The following is a 17,314-nucleotide window of genomic DNA, read 5'->3' as shown; positions in this document are numbered from 1 at the left end:
CCTCAGCCGGTGAAGCGGCGCTCCAGGTACTCCTCGAACGTCACCTTGCCCACCGCTCCCTCCGGTGCGAGGTGGCCGCCCGCGCGGAAGGCGCGGTACGTCCGGCCGGGCAGCGGTAGCTGGAGCACGCTGCGGCGGCGGCCGGTCGCCTGCAGGTAGGCGCGGGCCAGGGAGTCGAAGGAGCGGACCTCGGGACCGCCCATGTCCGGGACCCGGCCGGCCGGCGCGGCGAGTGCCAACTCGGCCAGCCGGGCGGCGACTTCGGTCACCTCCACCGGCTGGTCCGGCACCCCGGCCGGGAGCGGCAGGACGGGCGACCTGGCCAGTGCGCCCAGCACCGTCGCCACCAGGTCGTGGAACTGCGTGGCGCGCAGCACCGTGAAGCCGAGCCCCGACTCCGCTATCAGCCGCTCCACGGCCAGCTTGGACTTGTAGTAGCCGAACGGCACCCGGTCGACCCCGACGATCGAGATGTAGACCAGGTGGGCCACCCCAGCCCGCCGCGCCGCCGAGACGAGCTGACCGGCCGCCCGCTCGTCGCCGCCGCGCGGGCTGCTCGCGCAGTGCACCACCGTCCGTACCCCCGTCAGCGCGGCGTCCAGACCGGCTCCGCCCGCGCGCAGATCGACGGCGTACGGCTGCGCGTGCCGGCTGAGCACCCGCACCGCCTGCCCGTCCGCCCGCAGGCGCTCCGTCACGCGGCGGCCGAGCGTGCCGGTCCCGCCGGTCACCAGGATCGTGGTCATGTCGTTCCCGTTCCTCCGGACTCCGGGTGCCCCGGTCGGAGCACCCCTCGCCAGTGGGAACCGGACAGCCCCGGGAATCGTGACGTCGTACCGACGGGCGCCACGCGCCCTGACGGTCCGGCGGCGGGCAAGGGCCGTCGTCACCGCCACCGGACCCGTCCGCACCCTAAAAGGACTAGACCAGTACGGTCAATGGTCCGGGCCACCGTCCCGGCCACCGTCAACCGGACCTCCCCGAACGGCAGTTGCCCGCTGTGGCTGCGCCGCGCAAGGGTGCTGACACGCGCTGTGAGGGAGGCCACACGCCTCGCCTGTCTGGATGTCGGTCCGGCATGGCACACTGGCCATGTACCAGAAGCAGCGCACTCCGGGGTCGGTGAAAGTCCGAACCGGCGGTTACAGTCCGCGACCCGGTCGCTTCCAGCGGCCGGTTGACCAGGTGAAATTCCTGGACCGACGGTTAAAGTCCGGATGGGAGGCAGTGCGCGGCGAGCGGGCACGTCTTTCGTGTGCGCCGTCGTATCTGGGCTCGTCCGTACCCGGACGGGTCCTTCTCGGCGTCGTCCTGTCGTGCTCACTCGTACCAGCTGTCGTCATCGACAGGCCCCGGAGTCCGTGCCCGAAGAGGCAGGAGGACCCGGGAAGTGTTCACCGGAATCGTCGAAGAGCTGGGTGAGGTCACCGCCGTCGAGAACCTCGGCGACGCCTCCCGCTTCAAGCTCCGTGGCCCCGTCGTGACCGAGGGCGCGCAGCACGGCGACTCCATCGCCGTGAACGGCGTCTGTCTCACCGTCGTCGAGCACGAGGGCGACGAGTTCACGGCCGACGTCATGGCCGAGACCCTGAACCGCTCCAGCCTCGGCGCGCTCACCGTCGGCTCCCGCGTCAACCTCGAACGCCCCACCGCCGTCGGCGCCCGCCTCGGCGGCCACATCGTGCAGGGCCACGTCGACGGCACCGGCGAGGTGCTGGCGCGCACGCCGTCCGAGAACTGGGAGATCGTGAAGATCTCGCTGCCCGCGGACCTCGCCCGCTACGTGGTCGAGAAGGGCTCCATCACCGTCGACGGCATCAGCCTCACCGTCGTCGAGGCCGGCCCGGACTTCTTCACGGTCAGCCTCATCCCGACCACCCTCGACCTGACCACGCTCGGCGTGAAGCAGGCCGGCGACCCGGTCAACCTGGAGGTCGACGTCATCGCCAAGTACGTCGAGCGTCTCCTCGGCGACCGCGCCCAGGGAGCCGGCAAGTGAACTGGCTGAACTCCGAGGCCTTCACCCTCTTCGGCCAGCGCATCATCTGGTCGGACATGGTCGGCAACATCCTCGGCCTGATCACCCTCGCCCTCGGCTGGCGCCGCTCGCTGTGGACCTGGCCCGTGCAGTTCCTCTCCGGCCTCGTCCTCTTCGCCGCCTTCTACGGCCATCTGACCGGCAGCGCCGGCAAGCAGGCCGTCGTCATGGCCGTCGCCCTGTACGGCTGGTGGCAGTGGCAGCGCACCAAGGACCGCTCCGGCGACGGCCACATCACGCCCCGCTTCGCCACCTGGCGCGAGCGCGCGGCCATGCTCGCCGCGGCCGCCGTGGGCACGGTCGCCGTCGCCCTGTTCTTCCAGGCGTACCCGAGCCTGTCCTGGGACCCCTGGCCGGACGCGTACATCTTCGTCGGCACCGTCGTCGCCATGTACGCCCAGGCCAAGGGCATGGTCGAGTTCTGGATCGCCTGGCTCCTCGTCGACCTCGTCGGCGTCCCCCTCAACTTCACCAACGGCTACGCCTTCTCCGGCTTCGTCTACGTCATCTACGGCGCGCTCGTCCTGTGGGGCATGCGCGACTGGTGGCTGCGCTCCCGCAGGCGTCCGCAGCCCGTCCTGGAAGGAGCTCCGGCATGACCGCGGCACCCCTGCTCCACGACATCGATCCCCTCGAGGACTTCCTGCTCGACCCCGTCGAACAGGCCGTCGCCGACATCGCCGCGGGCCGCCCCGTCGTGGTCGTGGACGACGAGGACCGGGAGAACGAGGGCGACCTCGTCATCGCCGCCGAGAAGGCGACCCCCGAGATCGTCGCCTTCATGATGAGCGAGTGCCGGGGCCTGATCTGCGCCCCCATGGAGGGCGACGAACTCGACCGGCTGCGGCTGCCGCAGATGGTGGAGGACAACACCGAGTCGATGAAGACCGCCTTCACCGTCTCCGTGGACGCCTCCGCCGCGCACGGCGTCACCACCGGCATCTCCGCCGCCGACCGCGCCACCACGCTTCAGCTGCTGGCAGGCGGCACCGCCGAGCACACGGACTTCGTCCGCCCCGGCCATGTCTTCCCGCTGCGCGCCCGGCCCGGCGGCGTCCTCGTGCGCAACGGCCACACCGAGGCCGCCGTCGACCTCGCCCGGCTCGCGGGCCTGCGTCCGGCCGGCGCCATCGTGGAGATCGCCGGCGAGGACGGCCGGATGCTCCGGCTGCCCGAGCTGATCCCGTTCGCCCGCAAGCACGGCCTGACGATCATCTCCATCGAGGACCTGATCGCCTACCGCCGCAGCAGCGAGCCCACCGTCCGCCGCGAGGCCGAGACCCGGCTGCCCACCGCCCACGGCACCTTCACCGCCTACGGCTACCGGGCCGTCGCCGACGGCGTCGAGCACGTCGCCCTCGTGCACGGCGAGCTCGGCGACGGGGCGGACGTCCTGGTCCGCGTCCACTCCGAATGCCTCACCGGCGACGTCTTCGGCTCCCTGCGCTGTGACTGCGGCCCCCAGCTGGACACGGCCCTGGAACGCATCCAGGAGGAGGGCCGGGGCGTCGTGGTCTACCTGCGCGGACACGAGGGCCGCGGCATCGGCCTGCTGTCCAAGCTCCGGGCGTACGAACTCCAGGAGCAGGGCCGCGACACGCTCGACGCCAACCTCGAACTCGGTCTGCCGGCCGACGCCCGGGACTACGGCGCGGGCGCGCAGATCCTCGCCGACCTCGGCGTGCGCAGCGTCCGGCTGATGACCAACAACCCGGACAAGACGGACGCGTTGCGTAGCCACGGCATCAAGGTCACCGACCGCGAACCGATGCCGGTCCAGGCCGGGGAGCACAATCTGCGGTACCTGCGCACCAAGCGCGACCGGATGGGACACGACCTGCCCTGGCTCGACACGCCCGCCGTGGCGGCGGCCTGCGGCAACCAGTAAGCAAGAGAGCACTGAGGAGACACGTGAGCGGCAAGGGTGCACCGGAGCTGTCCGTACGGGGTGCGAGCGACCTCAGGGTCGCCGTCATCGCGGCGCAGTGGCACGAGAAGGTAATGGACGGTCTGGTGAACGGCGCCCTGCGCGCCCTGCACGACCTGGGGATCGACGAGCCGACCCTGATCCGGGTCCCGGGCAGCTTCGAGCTCCCGGTCGCCGCCAAGGTCCTCGCGGGCCGCGGCTACGACGCGGTGGTCGCCCTCGGCGTCGTCATCCGCGGCGGCACGCCCCACTTCGACTACGTGTGCCAGGGCGTCACCCAGGGCCTCACCCAGGTCAGCATCGAGACCGGCGTCCCCGTCGGCTTCGGCGTGCTCACCTGCGACACCGAGGAGCAGGCCCTGGACCGGGCCGGCATCGAGGGCTCGAACGAGGACAAGGGGCACGAGGCGGTGACGGCGGCGGTGGCGACGGCGGCCACGCTGCGCTCAGTATCCGAACCCTGGCACTAGGTCGGCCACCACAACGGCTAGGGTGGGGGACACCATGTCCAAGAAGACGTTCGAGGAGCTCTTCACCGAGCTCCAGCACAAGGCCGCCCACGGCGATCCCGTCACCTCCCGCACCGCAGAGCTGGTCGGCAAGGGTGTCCATGCCATCGGCAAGAAGGTCGTCGAGGAGGCCGCCGAGGTCTGGATGGCCGCCGAGTACGAGGGCAAGGAAGCGGCAGCCGAGGAGATCTCGCAGCTGCTCTACCACGTCCAGGTGATGATGGTCGCCCGCGGGATCTCCCTGGACGACGTCTACGCCCACCTGTGAACAGCCTGCTGTTCCAGCCGTACCAGCCGTAAGAACCCCGTCACGCAAAGGAAGCCGACCTCATGCTGCGCATCGCCGTCCCCAACAAGGGTTCCCTGTCCGGCCCTGCGGCGGACATGCTGCATGAGGCCGGCTACCAGCAGCGCCGCGAGTCCAAGGAACTGCGGATCGTCGACCCGGTCAACGAGGTCGAGTTCTTCTACCTCCGCCCCCGCGACATCGCGATCTACGTCGCCTCCGGCCGCCTCGACGTGGGCATCACCGGCCGCGACCTGCTGATCGACTCGGGCGCCGACGCCGAGGAGATCCTGCCGCTCGGCTTCGCCCGCTCCACCTTCCGCTTCGCCGCCAAGCCCGGCACGGCGACCGGCACCGAGGACCTCAAGGGCAGGACGGTCGCCACGTCCTACGAGGGCATCGTCGCCGGGCACCTCGCGGACAGCGGCATCGACGCCTCCGTGGTCCACCTCGACGGCGCCGTCGAGACCGCGATCGAGCTGGGCGTCGCCGAGGTCATCGCCGACGTCGTCGAGACCGGCACCAGCCTGCGCAACGCCGGCCTGGAGGTCTTCGGCGAGCCGATCATGAAGTCCGAGGCGATCGTCATCCGCCGCTCCGGCGCCGGCACCGAGGACGCGAAGGTCCAGCAGTTCCTGCGCCGTCTCCAGGGCGTCCTGGTCGCGCGGACGTACGTGATGATGGACTACGACTGCCGTGTCGAGCAGCTGGAGAAGGCCGTCGCGCTCACCCCCGGCCTGGAGTCCCCGACCGTCTCCCCGCTGCACAACGAGGGCTGGGTCGCGGTCCGCGCCATGGTGCCCGCCAAGGAGGCGCAGCGGATCATGGACGACCTCTACGCCATCGGCGCCCGCGCCATCCTCACCACGGCCATCCACGCCTGCCGCCTCTGAGGGACACGCCGACCGATGTCCGACCCGACTCCCCTTCCCGACCTCCCCGTCACCTTCCGGCCGGGCCACACCCGGGCCATCCTGCTCACCGCCGGCGCGGCGATCTTCCTGACCATCACGGCGGTCGGCCTGCTGCTGGAGCAGCTGGGCCCGGGGGAGCGCCTCAGCTTCGCCGTCACCGGAGCGCTCATCTTCTGGGTGCTCGCTCTGCTGGCCCGGATCAAGGTGGTCGCCGACGACTCCGGCGTCACCGTGGTCAACATCGCCGGCAAGCGGCGCCTGGAATGGGCCGAGATCGTTCAGGTGAACCTCCGCCCGGGCGACCCGTGGGTGTTCCTCAACCTCAGCGACGGCACCAGCCTGCCCGCGCTCGGCATCCAGCCGGGTCTCGCCAAGCAGCGTGCCATTGCCGACGCGCGGGCCCTGCGCGCGCTCGCCGAGGCACGTTCGGCGGTCGACGGCGCCCACGACCGGGGCTGACCCGGCGGCCGGGCACGGCCCCTCAGGGGCGGCGTCGCCGCTTCCCCGGGGGCGGCTCCGGGCTCACTCGGGGACAGATCGGGGCCGACTCCGGGGCGCCCACCCTGCCCGAGCGGCCCTTGTCTTGATTAATCTGGTGACGGAGGCCTTTTCGCTGCGCCTCCGCCCCTGCACGCCGCCCGGCGTCCAGGGGTTCCTGCTACCCGAGGAGTGACTCCCTCCAGCGATGGACGGATCGTCCTGTAGTACCTGCGCCGCCCCGACCCGACATACCGGGAAGGCGGCGGCATCGTGACCACCTCTCTGCTGCTCCTGGCAGCCGCCCTCCTGCTGATTCTCGCCAACGGATTCTTCGTGGCGGCCGAATTCGGCCTCGTGACGGTCGAGCGCCCGGAAGCCGAGAAGGCCGCCGCCGACGGCGACCGACGCGCCCGTACGGTCGTCGAGTCGCTCAAGGAACTGTCCTTCCAGCTCTCCGGCACCCAGCTCGGCATCACCATCACCTCCCTGGTCGTCGGCATGCTGGCCGAACCGGCCCTGGCCCGGCTGCTGCACGGCCCGTTCGCCGCACTCGGCCTCCCCGACGGCGTCGTCTCCGGCATCGCCGTGGTCGTCGGCATGCTGCTGGCCTCCGCGATCCAGATGGTCATCGGCGAACTGGTGCCCAAGAACTGGGCGGTCTCCAAGCCGCTCCAGGTCGCGCGCTTCGTCGTCGGCCCGCAAGCCCGCTTCTCACGGCTGTTCCGCCCGGTGATCGCCGCGCTCAACACCGTCGCCAACCGGCTCGTCCGGGCCCTCGGCGTCGAGCCGGCCGAGGAGCTGGCCTCGGCCCGCACCCCGGGCGAACTCGTCTCCCTGGCCCGGCACTCCGCGCAGGCCGGCGCCCTGGAGCAGGACACCGCCGACCTGTTCGTGCGCACCCTGTCCCTGGGCGAGCTGACCGCGCAGCACGTCATGACCCCGCGTGTGAAGGTCAGCGCCCTCCAGGACTCGGCCACCGCCGAGGACGTGGTGAACCTCACCCGGGCCACGGGCCTGTCCCGCTTCCCCGTCTACCGCGAGAAGATCGACGAGATCGTCGGCATGGCCCACCTCAAGGACGCCCTGGCCGTCCCGGTCCACGACCGGCTGCGTACCCCGGTGAGCCGCATCGCCCGCAAGGCGCTGCTCGTCCCCGAGACCCTGCCGGTCCAGCCCCTGCTCGCCCGGCTCCGCTCCGAGCAGCCCATCGCGGTCGTCGTCGACGAGTACGGCGGCACCGCCGGCGTCGTCACCCTGGAGGACATCGTCGAGGAACTCGTCGGCGAGGTCCGCGACGAGCACGACCGCCCGGACGCGCCGGAATTCGCCGTCGCCCCGCCGCAGGACGGCAAGCCCGCCTGGGACGTCGACGGCAGCGTCCGCGTCGACATCCTCCAGCGCATAGGACTCGACGTGCCCGAGGGGCCGTACGAGACGGTCGCCGGCCTGGTCGCGGACCTGCTCGGCAGGATCCCGGCCCCCGGCGACCGGGCCGAACTGCCCGGCTGGCGGCTCTCGGTGCGCCGCGTCGGCCACTACCGCGCCGAACGGGTCCGCCTGGTCAGGACGGCCCCGGCGGCGAACGTGATGGAGACCGCCCGATGAGCGTCCTCCAACTGGCCTTCGCCGCACTGCTCGTGCTCGCCAACGGCTTCTTCGTCGGCGCCGAGTTCGCGCTCGTTTCCGTGCGCCGCAGCCAGATCGAACCGCTCGGCACGGCGCGCGCCCGCCAGGTGCTCTACGGCCTGCAGCGCCTGCCGCAGATGATGGCAGCCGCCCAGTTCGGCATCACGGTCTGCTCGCTGACCCTCGGCGCGGTCGCCGAGCCGACGGTGGCGCAGCTGCTGGAGCCGGTGTTCGCCGCGGTCCGGCTGCCGGACGGCATGATCCATCCGCTGGGTTACGTGATCGCACTGATGGCGGTCGTCTTCTTCCACCTGGTGATCGGCGAGATGGTGCCGAAGAACCTCGCGATGGCGGCCCCCGAGAAGGCGGCACTCTGGCTCGGCCCCGGACTGGTCGCGTTCGCCCGCGTCTGCAGACCGATCACCGTCGCCCTCGGCGCCTGCGCCCAGGCCGTCCTGCGCCTGTTCCGGGTCGAGCCGAAGGACGAGGTGGAGGCGGTCGTCACCACCGAGCAGCTCAACCGCCTGCTGGAGGACTCCGGCGAGGCGGGCCTGCTCGACCCCGAGGAGCGCGAGCGCCTGGAGGACGCCCTGGAGCTGGGCTCCCGTCCGGTCACGGACGTCCTGCTGCGCCGGGAGTCCCTCGTCGTCGTCGCGCCGTCGGTCACCCCGGGCGAGATCGTCGACCTGACGGCCCGCACGGGCTACTCCCGTTTCCCGGTCGCGGCGGCGGACAAGGGCGCCTTCATGGGCTACGTCCACGTCAAGGACGTCCTGGACCTGGAGAGCTCCGACCGTGCCGTCCCGCAGCACGTCTGGCGCCCCATGACCACCCTGCGGGCCGAGCTGCCGCTCGACGACGCCCTCACGGTCATGCGCCGGGCGGCCACACACCTGGCCCAGGTGGCGGACGCCTCCGGCCGGGTGCTGGGCCTGGTGGCCCTGGAGGACGTACTGGAGCTGCTGGTGGGCGAGGTACGCGACCCGGCCCACCGCGAGATGCCAGAGCCGAGAGCCAGCGGCGAGCCGGAGGGAGTGCTCGCCAACTAGCCCGGACGGCGGGGAGCCGCGTGACAGCGGGCCGCAGGCGGCCGTCATGCGGCTCCCCGTGTCCGTTCCGGAGAGGCGCTCACATGCCCGGCGGATCCTGCGGGCCCCGGCCCGACAGCACCTCTCCGTACGCCTGCATCAGGTCGGGCAGCCGGAGCGTCGCCAGGTCGTCCCGGGAGAGCGCGCCCAGATAGGCGGACAGCCGCAGGTCCCGGTACGCGCAGCTCTTCTCGTACAGCGTCCGCAGGAAACGGCCGTTGCCCAGCTCGTCGATCCACCCCTGGTCGACCACGTGCCCGGCGATCGAGCGCAGCTCCTCCAGCGCCTCCTCGTCCCACACGTCCCCGTTCTCGGCCGCCAGCACCTTGCCGATCTCGGTGAGTTCCTGCGGCCGGTAGGAGGGGAAGTCGACCCGAGACGTGAAGCGGGAGGACAGCCCGGGGTTCGCCGCCAGGAGCCGGTCCATGCCCTCGGGGTAGCCGGCCAGGATCACCACCAGGTGGTCCCGGTTGTCCTCGGCCCGCTTCAGCAGCACCTGCAGGGCCTCGTCGCCGTACGCGTCCCCCTTGCCGTACCCGGAGTTCGACAGCGAGTACGCCTCGTCCACGAACAGCACCCCGCCGATCGCGGAGTCGATCAGCTCGTTGGCCTTCACGGCCGTCTGCCCGAGGTACTCGCCGACGAGATCCGCCCGTTGGGCCTCCACCAGGTGGTCGCCGCCGAGCAGGCCGAGCGCGTAGAAGACCCGGCCGAGGATCCGGGCCACCGTGGTCTTGCCGGTCCCCGACGGCCCCGAGAAGACGAAGTGCCGTTTCGGCGGCTGCACCGGCAGCCCCTGCCCGGCCCGCAGCCGGGCCATGTTCAGCTGTGCGGACAGCGCCTTCACCTGGCGCTTGACCGGCTCCAGCCCCACCATGCGCTCCAGCTCGGCGAGTGCCTCCTCCAGCAGGGCGGGATCGGTCGGCCCGGCCGGGACCGGGGAGGAGGGGGCGCCGGTCTTCGCGCGCACCGCCGGGTCGGCCACCGAGGGCAGGGGCCCGGTCGGCAGATCCGGCTCCGGCAGCCGCAGGTCCCGGCTCTCGGTGCCGAAGAAGGCGTCGAAGCCGTCCGCTCCGTCGACGCTGTCCTGCCCGGCGCCGGTCAGGCTGATCGCGGCGAGGCCGGCGGCGTCGTCGTACCCGTCCCCCTCGGCGATCGCCGCGAGGCGCGCCGAGGTGTCCATGAAGGCGGGGTCCACGCGGTGCACGGCCCGGTACAGGGGGAGCGCCGCCGCCGAGCGGCCCGTGCCCTCGTGCGCCCGCGCCAGCCAGTAGCGCAGCTCCTTGCGCTGCGGCTGCTCGCTGCGGCAGCGCATCAGCGCCGCCGACAGCAGCGGCTCGGCCTGACCGTACATCTCCAGCCGGACCCGGGCCATGCCGCCGAACAGGCCCGCCTCGATGCCGAGCAGCGGATCGTCCAGCAGCGGGTCGGTGTGCCGGACCAACTGCTCCCAGTCCTTCACCAGATAGGCGCGGCAGGCGTGCAGAAAGCGCACCTGGGGGTCGGTGTCGACCGGGGGCAGTCCGGCGAGCGCCCGGTCCAGCTCGGGCACGTGCCGGCCGTCCAGCCAGTGCGAGGCGTGCGCCAGCAGCAGATCGCGCGGGCTCTCCAGCACCGGCTGCACCCACCAGCCCAGCCAGTACCAGGAGTTGAGGGGCCTGCGGTGCCGGCCGCGCTGCTCGCCGAAGCGGTCGCGGTGCCGGAACATTCTGAGCAGCGCGGTCGTGGTGTCGACCCGGAGCGCGTGCAGCCCGAGCCAGCCGTCCGCCATGCCCGGGTCCATCCGCACCGCGGTGCGGAACTCCTCCTCCGCCTGCGGATAGGCCCCCATCGTGTACGCGTCGACACCTCGCAGCCAGGCGAGGTCGGCCGGGGCGTCGGGGCCCTGCGTGCCGAAGTCCATCCGTCCCCCCACAGACCGTGCCCCCGTGGTTCACCACCGGGCGGACGCCCGGGGCCGCCGCGGTCGAACCGCCGTGCCGCGGACCGGAGTTGCTGGGTGCGAGGCAGCCGCTCCGAGCCCGCACCGTTGGCATCGTACCCGCGCGGGGACCGCCTGCCGAAGGGTGCCGTACGGGCCGTTTGACGAGGTGGGAGCGGACGGAGCACAACGGCTTCGTGACCGAGTGTGAGCGGCTCGGTGCGCGGGGCGCCCGGAAAGTGGCTTTAGGGCAGTACGAAGCCCCCGGTCACGGGGGAACAACCGGGGGCTTCGCGTTCGTGAGCGGTTCCGATTGACCGCACATTGAGAACGTAAGACCTGTACGGGCCCCCGGTCAAGCAGAGTTGGGGCACTCGGGGAAGTTCACCCACAGGCGTCTTCACAACTTCACCACATTGCCGATGGCTCGTCACTCAGGGTCACGGGCTGGTCCGGTCCAGGGGTTGACCCGGGTCCCGGCAGCACCTCGTACCCCATCGGAGTCTGTGTCACCAGGAGATCGGCATGGGGGTACGAGGGGTCCGCGGCGAAGTGCGCGCGCTCCGCCTCGACCCAGCCGTCCCAGAACTCCCGCTGCTCCGTCCCGTCCCGCAGCCGGCCGCGCGCCCAGGACTCCTCCCGGGGCAGCTCCATCCACAGCAGCCGCGCCAGATGCGGCCGCAGCTCCCGGCGCCCGGCGCCGACGCCCTCCAGCAGCATCACCGGCGCGGCCGGCAGCGGCCGCGGCGCCGCGAAGGCGCGGGCGCGCCAGTCGTAGGGGGCGTAGTGCCCGCTCTCGCCGCGGGCGAGCGGCCCGATCACCTGGGCCATGAGCCGGTCGGTCCAGGCGAACAGCTGCTCGTGGCTCGCCACGTCGTCGAGGTGCAGCACCGGCGCCCCGTCCAGCGCGGCGGCCAACCGCCCGGTGAACGTCGTCTTTCCGGAGCCGGCGTGCCCGTCGACGCCGATCAGCCGGACCGGCCCGAGGGAGGGCGGGAGCCGGCGGAGCCGGGCGGCGAGGTCGCGAATGACGGTTCCCGAGGTGTGCGGCGGTGTGGGCGGATTCCCGGAAACAGTCTAGTCGAGGCTTGAACCATCGGCTGGCGGCCAGTCAATGGCCGGAAAAACATTCGGGAAATCACCTGACCGATATGTCGAATTCGGCGTTCCGGGGGTGCCCGCCCGTGAGTAGGGTGCCTCCAGCGCAACTGACCATGCGTCGTACGGGGACTGGTAGGGGGACATGGCTGCGGAGTTATTCGAAGGGCAGTATGTGTGGCATCCGGCCGCCGACGACCGGGTACTGGCGAGTGTATGCGTCGATGTGCGCGCCGGGCGTTATCGATACGCGTACGAGGCGCTCGCCGAGACGCGTTCCGACTTCGGCCTGCGTGCCCATCGCTCGCTGGTTATCGCCTCCGAGGCCGCCGGCACCGATCTGGTCGAGCGCTGGCTCGCCGAGGAGCCGACCCCCGAGGCCGCGCTGATGTGGGCCCGGGTCGCGGTGCAGCGCGCGCTGCGGGCCGCGGACGCGCACGACGAGCGCGCCGAGGCGCTGGAACGGATCGCCCTGACCGCCTGCGACCGCGCCGCCGCCCTGGCCCCCGCGGACCCCACACCCTGGGCGGCCAAACTCGCCATGGCCCGGCTGCACCGGCTGCGCGACCCGGCCCCGCACGGCCTGCTCACCGCCCCGCCCGGCCCCTGGCGGCTGTTCGCGCACGTCCTCTCGCTGGACCCCTGGCACCGCGAGGCCCACCATCGCTTCCTCTCCTCCTTCTTCACGCGCCACGGCGGCTCCGTGAACGCGGCCTGGGACGTGGCCGCCTTCCTCAGCCAACGGGCGCCCGCCGACTCCGCCCTGCGGCTGCTGCCCCTGGTCGCCCTGGTGGAGAGCTACAACCCGACCCAGTTGCTCGCCGACCAGGTCTGGGAGCAGCCGCAGTGGCGTGCCACCGCGCTCGCGATCTACCAGAACTGGCTGCCCGCGGTGGCCGGCTACCGCTTCACCCCGGTGCTCGACCTGGCCTACCTCGCGCACGCGCTGGTCATGGGCCAGCGCGAGTTCGAGGCCCGGGCGGTGTTCACGGCGATGGGCCCGTACGCCTCGCGCATGCCCTGGAGCGCCTTCGGCGACCCGGCCGAACAACTCTCCCGGGCCCGGCGCGCCTGCGGCTTACCCGTCCCCGGGCCCGCCTGACCCCGCACGGTCTCCACCCCCGGGAGACGCGTGCTCCGCCCTCACCGAGAGAAAGGCGAACAGTGTCGGAACGGATGTCGGCTCCACGGGCGAAGGCCCGTGCGGGCGAAGAGGCGGTCGCGCTCGACGACGACGCGACCCTGCATGCGATGGGTTATCCGCGCAAACTCACCCGACGCTTCCAGGCGTTCGACAATTTTGCGATCTCCTTCACCATCATCAATATCCTCTCGGGTATTTTCTCCTCCTTCGGATTCGGAATGGGTGCGGGCGGCCCCCGCATTCTCGTTTTCGGCTGGATCGGCGTTTCCGTGATGGTGCTGCTCATCGGCGCGGCCATGGCGGAAGTCGCCTCGGCCTATCCGACCAGCGGTGCCCTGTATTTCTCCGCCGGAAAACTCGCCAAGCGGCACAAAGGGGCCTGGTCCTGGTTCACGGGTTGGCTGAACTTCGTCGGCCAGATCGGTGGCACCGCCGCCACGGGCTACGCGGCCGCCACCTTCATCCAGGCCTTCGTGAGCCTCCAGTGGCCCTCCTACCAGCCGACCACGCATCAAACGGTGCTGATCACAGCGTTGATCATCGTGGTGCAGGGGCTCGCCAACACCTACACCGTGCAGCTCGTCGCCGTACTGAACCGCATTTCCGTCTGGTGGCTGCTGATCGGACTGGTCGTGATCGTAGGCGCACTCATAGTGATCCCCGATCATCATCAACCGGCTTCGTTCGTGACGCATTTCGAGAACAACACCGGCTTCACGAGCGGACTTTACGGCGGCATGCTCGGTCTGCTGGTGACCAGCTGGACCTTCACCGGCTTCGACGGCAGCTTCCACATGTCGGAGGAAACGGTCCATGCGACGGTCAACGCACCGAAGGGGATCACCCGTGCCATCGGCTATTCGGCGGTCACCGGTCTGATCCTGATGCTCGCATTGGTCTATAGCATTGGCGACTACGCCAAGGAGGCGGGCGCGGGCGCACCTCCCGTGCAGATCCTCATCGACGCACTCGGCCTCGGCACCGCCAAGGTCATGCTCCTCATCGTCATCGGCGCGATGCTCTTCTGCGGTCTCGCCAACCTCACCAGCAACACCCGGCAGATCTTCGCCTTCTCCCGGGACGGCGCGATGCCCGGCTCGCGCTGGTGGCACTCGGTCTCGACGCGCACCCGTACGCCCGTGAAGGCGGTCTGGCTCGCGGTGGCCTGCTCGCTGGCCCTCGTCGTGCCCGGCTGGTGGTCCCACACGGCGTTCACCGCGATCGTCAGCGTCAACGTGGTCGGTCTCTTCCTCGCCTACGCCGTGCCGATCTTCCTGCGGCTGCGGCTCGGCGACGGATTCGAACCGGGCCCCTGGCACCTGGGCCGCTGGGGCCGGCTCATCGGCTGGCTCGCGGTGGTCTGGATCCTGCTCAGCAGCGTGCTGTTCATGCTGCCGCAGGCCTCGCCGATCACCGTCGACTCCTTCAACTACGCGCCGATCGCGCTCGCCGCCGTCCTGCTCGTTGCGACGGTGTGGTGGTTCGCGACGGCCCGCCGCCGCTTCCAGGGCCCGGTCAGCTACGGCGGCCCCGACGAGGTGGCGGCGATGGACCTCGTCTGACCACCCGCACCCGTGCACCCCGCGCCCCGTGCCCCCAGGGGCGCGGGGAACGCCGTCAGAGGCGCAGACCAATATTCGTCGCGCGGCATCCGCCGAAGCGCTGGCAGGGCCATGCCGCCTGCTTCATAGTTGGCGCAAACCACCTACCGGACCAGCCCGACCCGGACACCTGGGGGTAACCGCGCCCATGAGCAGAGCCCAGCAGCCGTCCCGCAGAACCGTCCTCACCGCAGCCGCGGCGGTCGCCGCAGCCACGGCCGGTGCCGTGGCCCCCGCTGCCGCCGCCGCGCAGCGGCCGTCCGCCGAGGCCGACGAGCCCGCCCGCGCGCAGGCCCGCCCCATCGACTACCGGGCCTGGACCACGCACCGCCAGTGGCGCCAAGGCACCGCCGAGGGCGTCCGGGCCGTCTCCGGCGCCCGCCCCGGCGTCGTGATCGGCATCCCGGCCGGCCGCACCGACTACCCCGACCCGCACACCGGCACGACCGCCACCTGGGAGTACGCCGTGTGGACCTCCCCGGTCCACCTGCTCACCGTCCCGGCCACCGAGGTCGTCGCCTCCTGGAACGCCCGCACCCCCGAGGGCACCTGGCTCCAGGCCGAGCTCCGGGGCACGTACTCCGACGGCACCGTCACCCCCTGGTACGTGATGGGCCGCTGGGCGGCCGGCGACCAGGACATCAGGCGGACCTCGGTGGACGGCCAGGCCGACGGCAGGAGCGCCGTCTCGACCGACACCTTCGCCATCGACGACGCGAGCACCGGCCTGCGCCTGGTCTCGTACCGGCTGCGCCTGACCCTCTACCGCAGACCCGGCACCGAACTGACCCCGACCGTCTGGCGGTTCGGCGCCATGGGCTCCGACATCCCCGACCGCTTCACGGTCCCGGCCTCCGCCCCCGGCCTCACCCACGAACTGACCGTCCCGCGCTACTCGCAGGAGATCCACAAGGGCCAGTACCCGCAGTACGACAACGGCGGCGAGGCCTGGTGCAGCCCCACCTCCTCACAGATGATCATCGAGTACTGGGGCGGCCGGCTCACCCCCGGGCAACTGGCCTGGGTGGATCCGGCCTATGCCGACCCGCAGGTCGACAACGCGGCCCGGTTCACCTACGACTACCAGTACGAGGGCTGCGGCAACTGGCCGTTCAACGCCGCCTACGCGGCCACCTTCGACGGCATCCAGGGCGTGGTCACCCGGCTCGCCTCGCTCACCGAGGTGGAGACGCTGGTCGCGGCCGGCATCCCGGTCATCACGTCCCAGTCCTTCCTGGCAGCCGAGTTGACCGGCGCGGGCTACGGCACCTCCGGGCATCTGATGACCGTCATCGGCTTCACCGCGGAGGGGGACGTCATCGCGAACGATCCGGCCTCGCCGGACGACACGGCGGTCCGACGGGTCTACCGCAGGCGGGAGTTCGAGAACATCTGGCTGCGGACCAAGCGGTACAACGCCGCCGGCAAGGTCGTCTCCGGCAGCGGGGGAGTCTGCTACCTCTACTTCCCGGCGCGTCCGGGCCCGCGTCGGCGCAAGGCGCTCGCGGCGGTGGGCGTGTGCTGACCGTGTGAGCAAGCTCATCACCGCAAAAGCCGTCGCGGGTGGCAAGGTGGACAAACGGGTGGGGAACCTGTTCTGTACGTCCGACCTCTGCGAGTACCACCATGACCGCACACCCGGCCACCGCCACCCGCGCCCGCACCGGAGGGCCCCGCGACGACGGCCCGAAGATCGTCGAGCACGTCATGGGATGGGTCCTCGTGGCCGTCGTCGCGATGTTCGTGACCCAGCTCGGCCTGCTCTGATCCGACCCGCTCACGCGTGCGGCTTGTTCTGACATACTGCCGATGTCCCGCCGACCGCCTGGAACAGGGTCGAAATTGAACATGCCGCACCAGCGTGCCGCCGTCCGTCCCCGGATGCGCGGTACCGAGCGCTCGGTCGCGCGTCGCGCCGAACTCATCGCCATCGGGCGGAAGTTGTTCGCCGACACGTCCTACGACGCGCTGTCCATGGACGACATCGCCCGCCAGGCGCATGTCGCCAAGGGGCTGATCTACTACTACTTCCAGTCCAAGCGGGGCTACTACCTGGCGATCATCCAGGACTCCGTCGCCGACCTGGTCACCTTCGCGGCGAGCGGGCGCGACCTGGCCGCCGTCGACCGCGTCCACCGCACCATCGAAGGCTATCTGCGCTACGCCGAGCACCACCAGGCCGCGTACCGCACGATCGTCAGCGGCGGCGTCGGCTTCGACACCGAGGTGCACGCAGTACGGGACGGCGTGCGCGAGGCGATCATCGATACCATCGCCGAGGGCGCCTACGGCCGCCGGGACATCTCCGCGCCCGCCCGGATGGGCCTGCTGTCCTGGGTGTGCAGCGTCGAGGGCGCGACCCTGGACTGGATCGACCGCCCCGGGCTGTCCCGCGACCTCATGCGCGAGCTGCTGGTGAAGACGCTGGGCGGCGTCCTGCGCGCCGTGGAGGAGCTGGATCCGGCCCACCCGGCCCCGCAGCCGGCCCGCCGCGACGGCTGACACCCGGTCGTCCGGCGTACGTACGGCAGCGTGAAGACCCCCGTCACTTTCCGCTCACAGCTGCGCGCACTCGGTAGCGCAGCTTTCTTGAAGTAAGCGGTCGTTAACTGGTGACGGGAGGTCCCCGATCGGGCATACTCACAGCGCAGAGCCGCTGGTCAGCAACTCCCGAGACCCGGG

17 protein-coding genes and 1 riboswitch are annotated in these 17,314 nt (G+C 71.3%); of the genes, 14 read left to right on the top strand and 3 right to left on the bottom strand.

The window, feature by feature from the left end; genetic code table 11:
* Positions 1 to 2: 2 nt before the first annotated feature.
* The gene (locus tag BIV25_RS27385) at positions 3 to 746 is read right to left on the bottom strand and encodes an SDR family oxidoreductase (RefSeq protein ID WP_071375107.1); all 744 of its coding nucleotides are present in this window, start codon (positions 744 to 746) and stop codon (positions 3 to 5) included.
* 358 nt (positions 747 to 1,104) lie between these two features.
* A riboswitch (FMN riboswitch) is annotated at positions 1,105 to 1,235 on the top strand.
* 155 nt (positions 1,236 to 1,390) lie between these two features.
* On the opposite strand from BIV25_RS27385, the gene BIV25_RS27380 reads away from it, so the two are divergent.
* From BIV25_RS27380 to BIV25_RS27340, 9 genes are all read left to right on the top strand, one after another.
* A complete protein-coding gene (locus BIV25_RS27380; protein WP_071375106.1) occupies positions 1,391 to 1,999 on the top strand; it encodes a riboflavin synthase in 609 nt (202 codons plus the stop codon).
* Positions 1,996 to 2,637: a nicotinamide riboside transporter PnuC gene (gene pnuC, locus BIV25_RS27375; protein WP_071375105.1), complete on the top strand. Its 642-nt coding sequence runs from the start codon at positions 1,996 to 1,998 to the stop codon at positions 2,635 to 2,637. The genes BIV25_RS27380 and pnuC overlap by 4 nt, the downstream gene beginning before the upstream one ends.
* Positions 2,634 to 3,926: a bifunctional 3,4-dihydroxy-2-butanone-4-phosphate synthase/GTP cyclohydrolase II gene (locus tag BIV25_RS27370; RefSeq protein ID WP_071375104.1), complete on the top strand. Its 1,293-nt coding sequence runs from the start codon at positions 2,634 to 2,636 to the stop codon at positions 3,924 to 3,926. Before pnuC ends, BIV25_RS27370 begins: the two co-directional genes overlap by 4 nt.
* Positions 3,927 to 3,949: 23 nt before the next feature.
* Positions 3,950 to 4,435 carry a 6,7-dimethyl-8-ribityllumazine synthase gene (ribH, locus tag BIV25_RS27365; RefSeq protein ID WP_071375103.1) on the top strand — a complete coding sequence of 162 codons (486 nt, stop codon included), beginning with the start codon at positions 3,950 to 3,952 and terminating at the stop codon, positions 4,433 to 4,435.
* 34 nt (positions 4,436 to 4,469) lie between these two features.
* The gene (locus BIV25_RS27360; protein WP_071375102.1) at positions 4,470 to 4,742 is read left to right on the top strand and encodes a phosphoribosyl-ATP diphosphatase; all 273 of its coding nucleotides are present in this window, start codon (positions 4,470 to 4,472) and stop codon (positions 4,740 to 4,742) included.
* A gap of 62 nt (positions 4,743 to 4,804) precedes the next feature.
* Positions 4,805 to 5,653: an ATP phosphoribosyltransferase gene (hisG, locus tag BIV25_RS27355; RefSeq protein ID WP_071375101.1), complete on the top strand. Its 849-nt coding sequence runs from the start codon at positions 4,805 to 4,807 to the stop codon at positions 5,651 to 5,653.
* Positions 5,654 to 5,668: 15 nt separating this feature from the next.
* On the top strand, positions 5,669 to 6,133 hold the full coding sequence (locus tag BIV25_RS27350) for a PH domain-containing protein (protein WP_071375100.1): 465 nt from the start codon (positions 5,669 to 5,671) through the stop codon (positions 6,131 to 6,133).
* Between the two features lie 291 nt (positions 6,134 to 6,424).
* Entirely contained in the window at positions 6,425 to 7,759 is a 1,335-nt protein-coding gene (locus BIV25_RS27345) for a hemolysin family protein (protein ID WP_071375099.1), read from the top strand.
* Positions 7,756 to 8,829 (top strand): hemolysin family protein, encoded by a 1,074-nt coding sequence (locus BIV25_RS27340; RefSeq protein ID WP_071375098.1) that lies wholly within the window; start codon positions 7,756 to 7,758, stop codon positions 8,827 to 8,829. The genes BIV25_RS27345 and BIV25_RS27340 overlap by 4 nt, the downstream gene beginning before the upstream one ends.
* Before the next feature lie 79 nt (positions 8,830 to 8,908).
* Here BIV25_RS27340 and BIV25_RS27335 read toward each other — a convergent pair whose 3' ends face one another.
* Positions 8,909 to 10,771: an AAA family ATPase gene (locus BIV25_RS27335; protein ID WP_071375097.1), complete on the bottom strand. Its 1,863-nt coding sequence runs from the start codon at positions 10,769 to 10,771 to the stop codon at positions 8,909 to 8,911.
* 426 nt (positions 10,772 to 11,197) lie between these two features.
* Positions 11,198 to 11,818 (bottom strand): uridine kinase, encoded by a 621-nt coding sequence (locus BIV25_RS27330; protein ID WP_079176922.1) that lies wholly within the window; start codon positions 11,816 to 11,818, stop codon positions 11,198 to 11,200.
* A 214-nt stretch (positions 11,819 to 12,032) separates the two neighbouring features.
* Between BIV25_RS27330 and BIV25_RS27325 the strand changes: the two genes are divergently transcribed.
* The 5 genes from BIV25_RS27325 (at position 12,033) to BIV25_RS27310 (ending at position 17,134) form a co-directional block, all read left to right on the top strand.
* Entirely contained in the window at positions 12,033 to 12,989 is a 957-nt protein-coding gene (locus BIV25_RS27325) for a hypothetical protein (protein WP_177235430.1), read from the top strand.
* Positions 12,990 to 13,051: 62 nt separating this feature from the next.
* On the top strand, positions 13,052 to 14,593 hold the full coding sequence (locus tag BIV25_RS27320) for an amino acid permease (RefSeq protein WP_071375095.1): 1,542 nt from the start codon (positions 13,052 to 13,054) through the stop codon (positions 14,591 to 14,593).
* 187 nt (positions 14,594 to 14,780) lie between these two features.
* Positions 14,781 to 16,157 carry a peptidase C39 family protein gene (locus tag BIV25_RS27315; protein ID WP_071375094.1) on the top strand — a complete coding sequence of 459 codons (1,377 nt, stop codon included), beginning with the start codon at positions 14,781 to 14,783 and terminating at the stop codon, positions 16,155 to 16,157.
* Between the two features lie 101 nt (positions 16,158 to 16,258).
* Positions 16,259 to 16,399, top strand: coding sequence for an SCO1431 family membrane protein (locus BIV25_RS49560; protein ID WP_107486351.1), 141 nt, complete (start codon positions 16,259 to 16,261; stop codon positions 16,397 to 16,399).
* A gap of 81 nt (positions 16,400 to 16,480) precedes the next feature.
* The gene (locus BIV25_RS27310) at positions 16,481 to 17,134 is read left to right on the top strand and encodes a TetR/AcrR family transcriptional regulator (RefSeq protein WP_071375093.1); all 654 of its coding nucleotides are present in this window, start codon (positions 16,481 to 16,483) and stop codon (positions 17,132 to 17,134) included.
* Positions 17,135 to 17,314: the final 180 nt, after the last annotated feature.

Origin of the sequence: Streptomyces sp. MUSC 14, assembly GCF_001866675.1 — a bacterium.
Classification (GTDB): domain Bacteria; phylum Actinomycetota; class Actinomycetes; order Streptomycetales; family Streptomycetaceae; genus Streptomyces.
Note: the sequence above shows the minus strand (reverse complement) of the source record. Positions and strands in the feature narration are given on the sequence as shown.

What these genes read in the sequence shown, in the direction of transcription:
- BIV25_RS27350 (WP_071375100.1), top strand. Translation starts at nt 5,669, where the DNA reads ATGTCCGACCCGACTCCCCTTCCCGACCTCCCCGTCACCTTCCGGCCG.
- BIV25_RS27310 (WP_071375093.1), top strand. Translation starts at nt 16,481, where the DNA reads ATGCCGCACCAGCGTGCCGCCGTCCGTCCCCGGATGCGCGGTACCGAG.
- hisG (WP_071375101.1), top strand. Translation starts at nt 4,805, where the DNA reads ATGCTGCGCATCGCCGTCCCCAACAAGGGTTCCCTGTCCGGCCCTGCG.
- BIV25_RS27385 (WP_071375107.1), bottom strand. Translation starts at nt 746, where the DNA reads ATGACCACGATCCTGGTGACCGGCGGGACCGGCACGCTCGGCCGCCGC.
- BIV25_RS27360 (WP_071375102.1), top strand. Translation starts at nt 4,470, where the DNA reads ATGTCCAAGAAGACGTTCGAGGAGCTCTTCACCGAGCTCCAGCACAAG.
- BIV25_RS27335 (WP_071375097.1), bottom strand. Translation starts at nt 10,771, where the DNA reads ATGGACTTCGGCACGCAGGGCCCCGACGCCCCGGCCGACCTCGCCTGG.
- BIV25_RS27370 (WP_071375104.1), top strand. Translation starts at nt 2,634, where the DNA reads ATGACCGCGGCACCCCTGCTCCACGACATCGATCCCCTCGAGGACTTC.
- BIV25_RS27340 (WP_071375098.1), top strand. Translation starts at nt 7,756, where the DNA reads ATGAGCGTCCTCCAACTGGCCTTCGCCGCACTGCTCGTGCTCGCCAAC.
- BIV25_RS27325 (WP_177235430.1), top strand. Translation starts at nt 12,033, where the DNA reads ATGGCTGCGGAGTTATTCGAAGGGCAGTATGTGTGGCATCCGGCCGCC.
- BIV25_RS49560 (WP_107486351.1), top strand. Translation starts at nt 16,259, where the DNA reads ATGACCGCACACCCGGCCACCGCCACCCGCGCCCGCACCGGAGGGCCC.
- BIV25_RS27315 (WP_071375094.1), top strand. Translation starts at nt 14,781, where the DNA reads ATGAGCAGAGCCCAGCAGCCGTCCCGCAGAACCGTCCTCACCGCAGCC.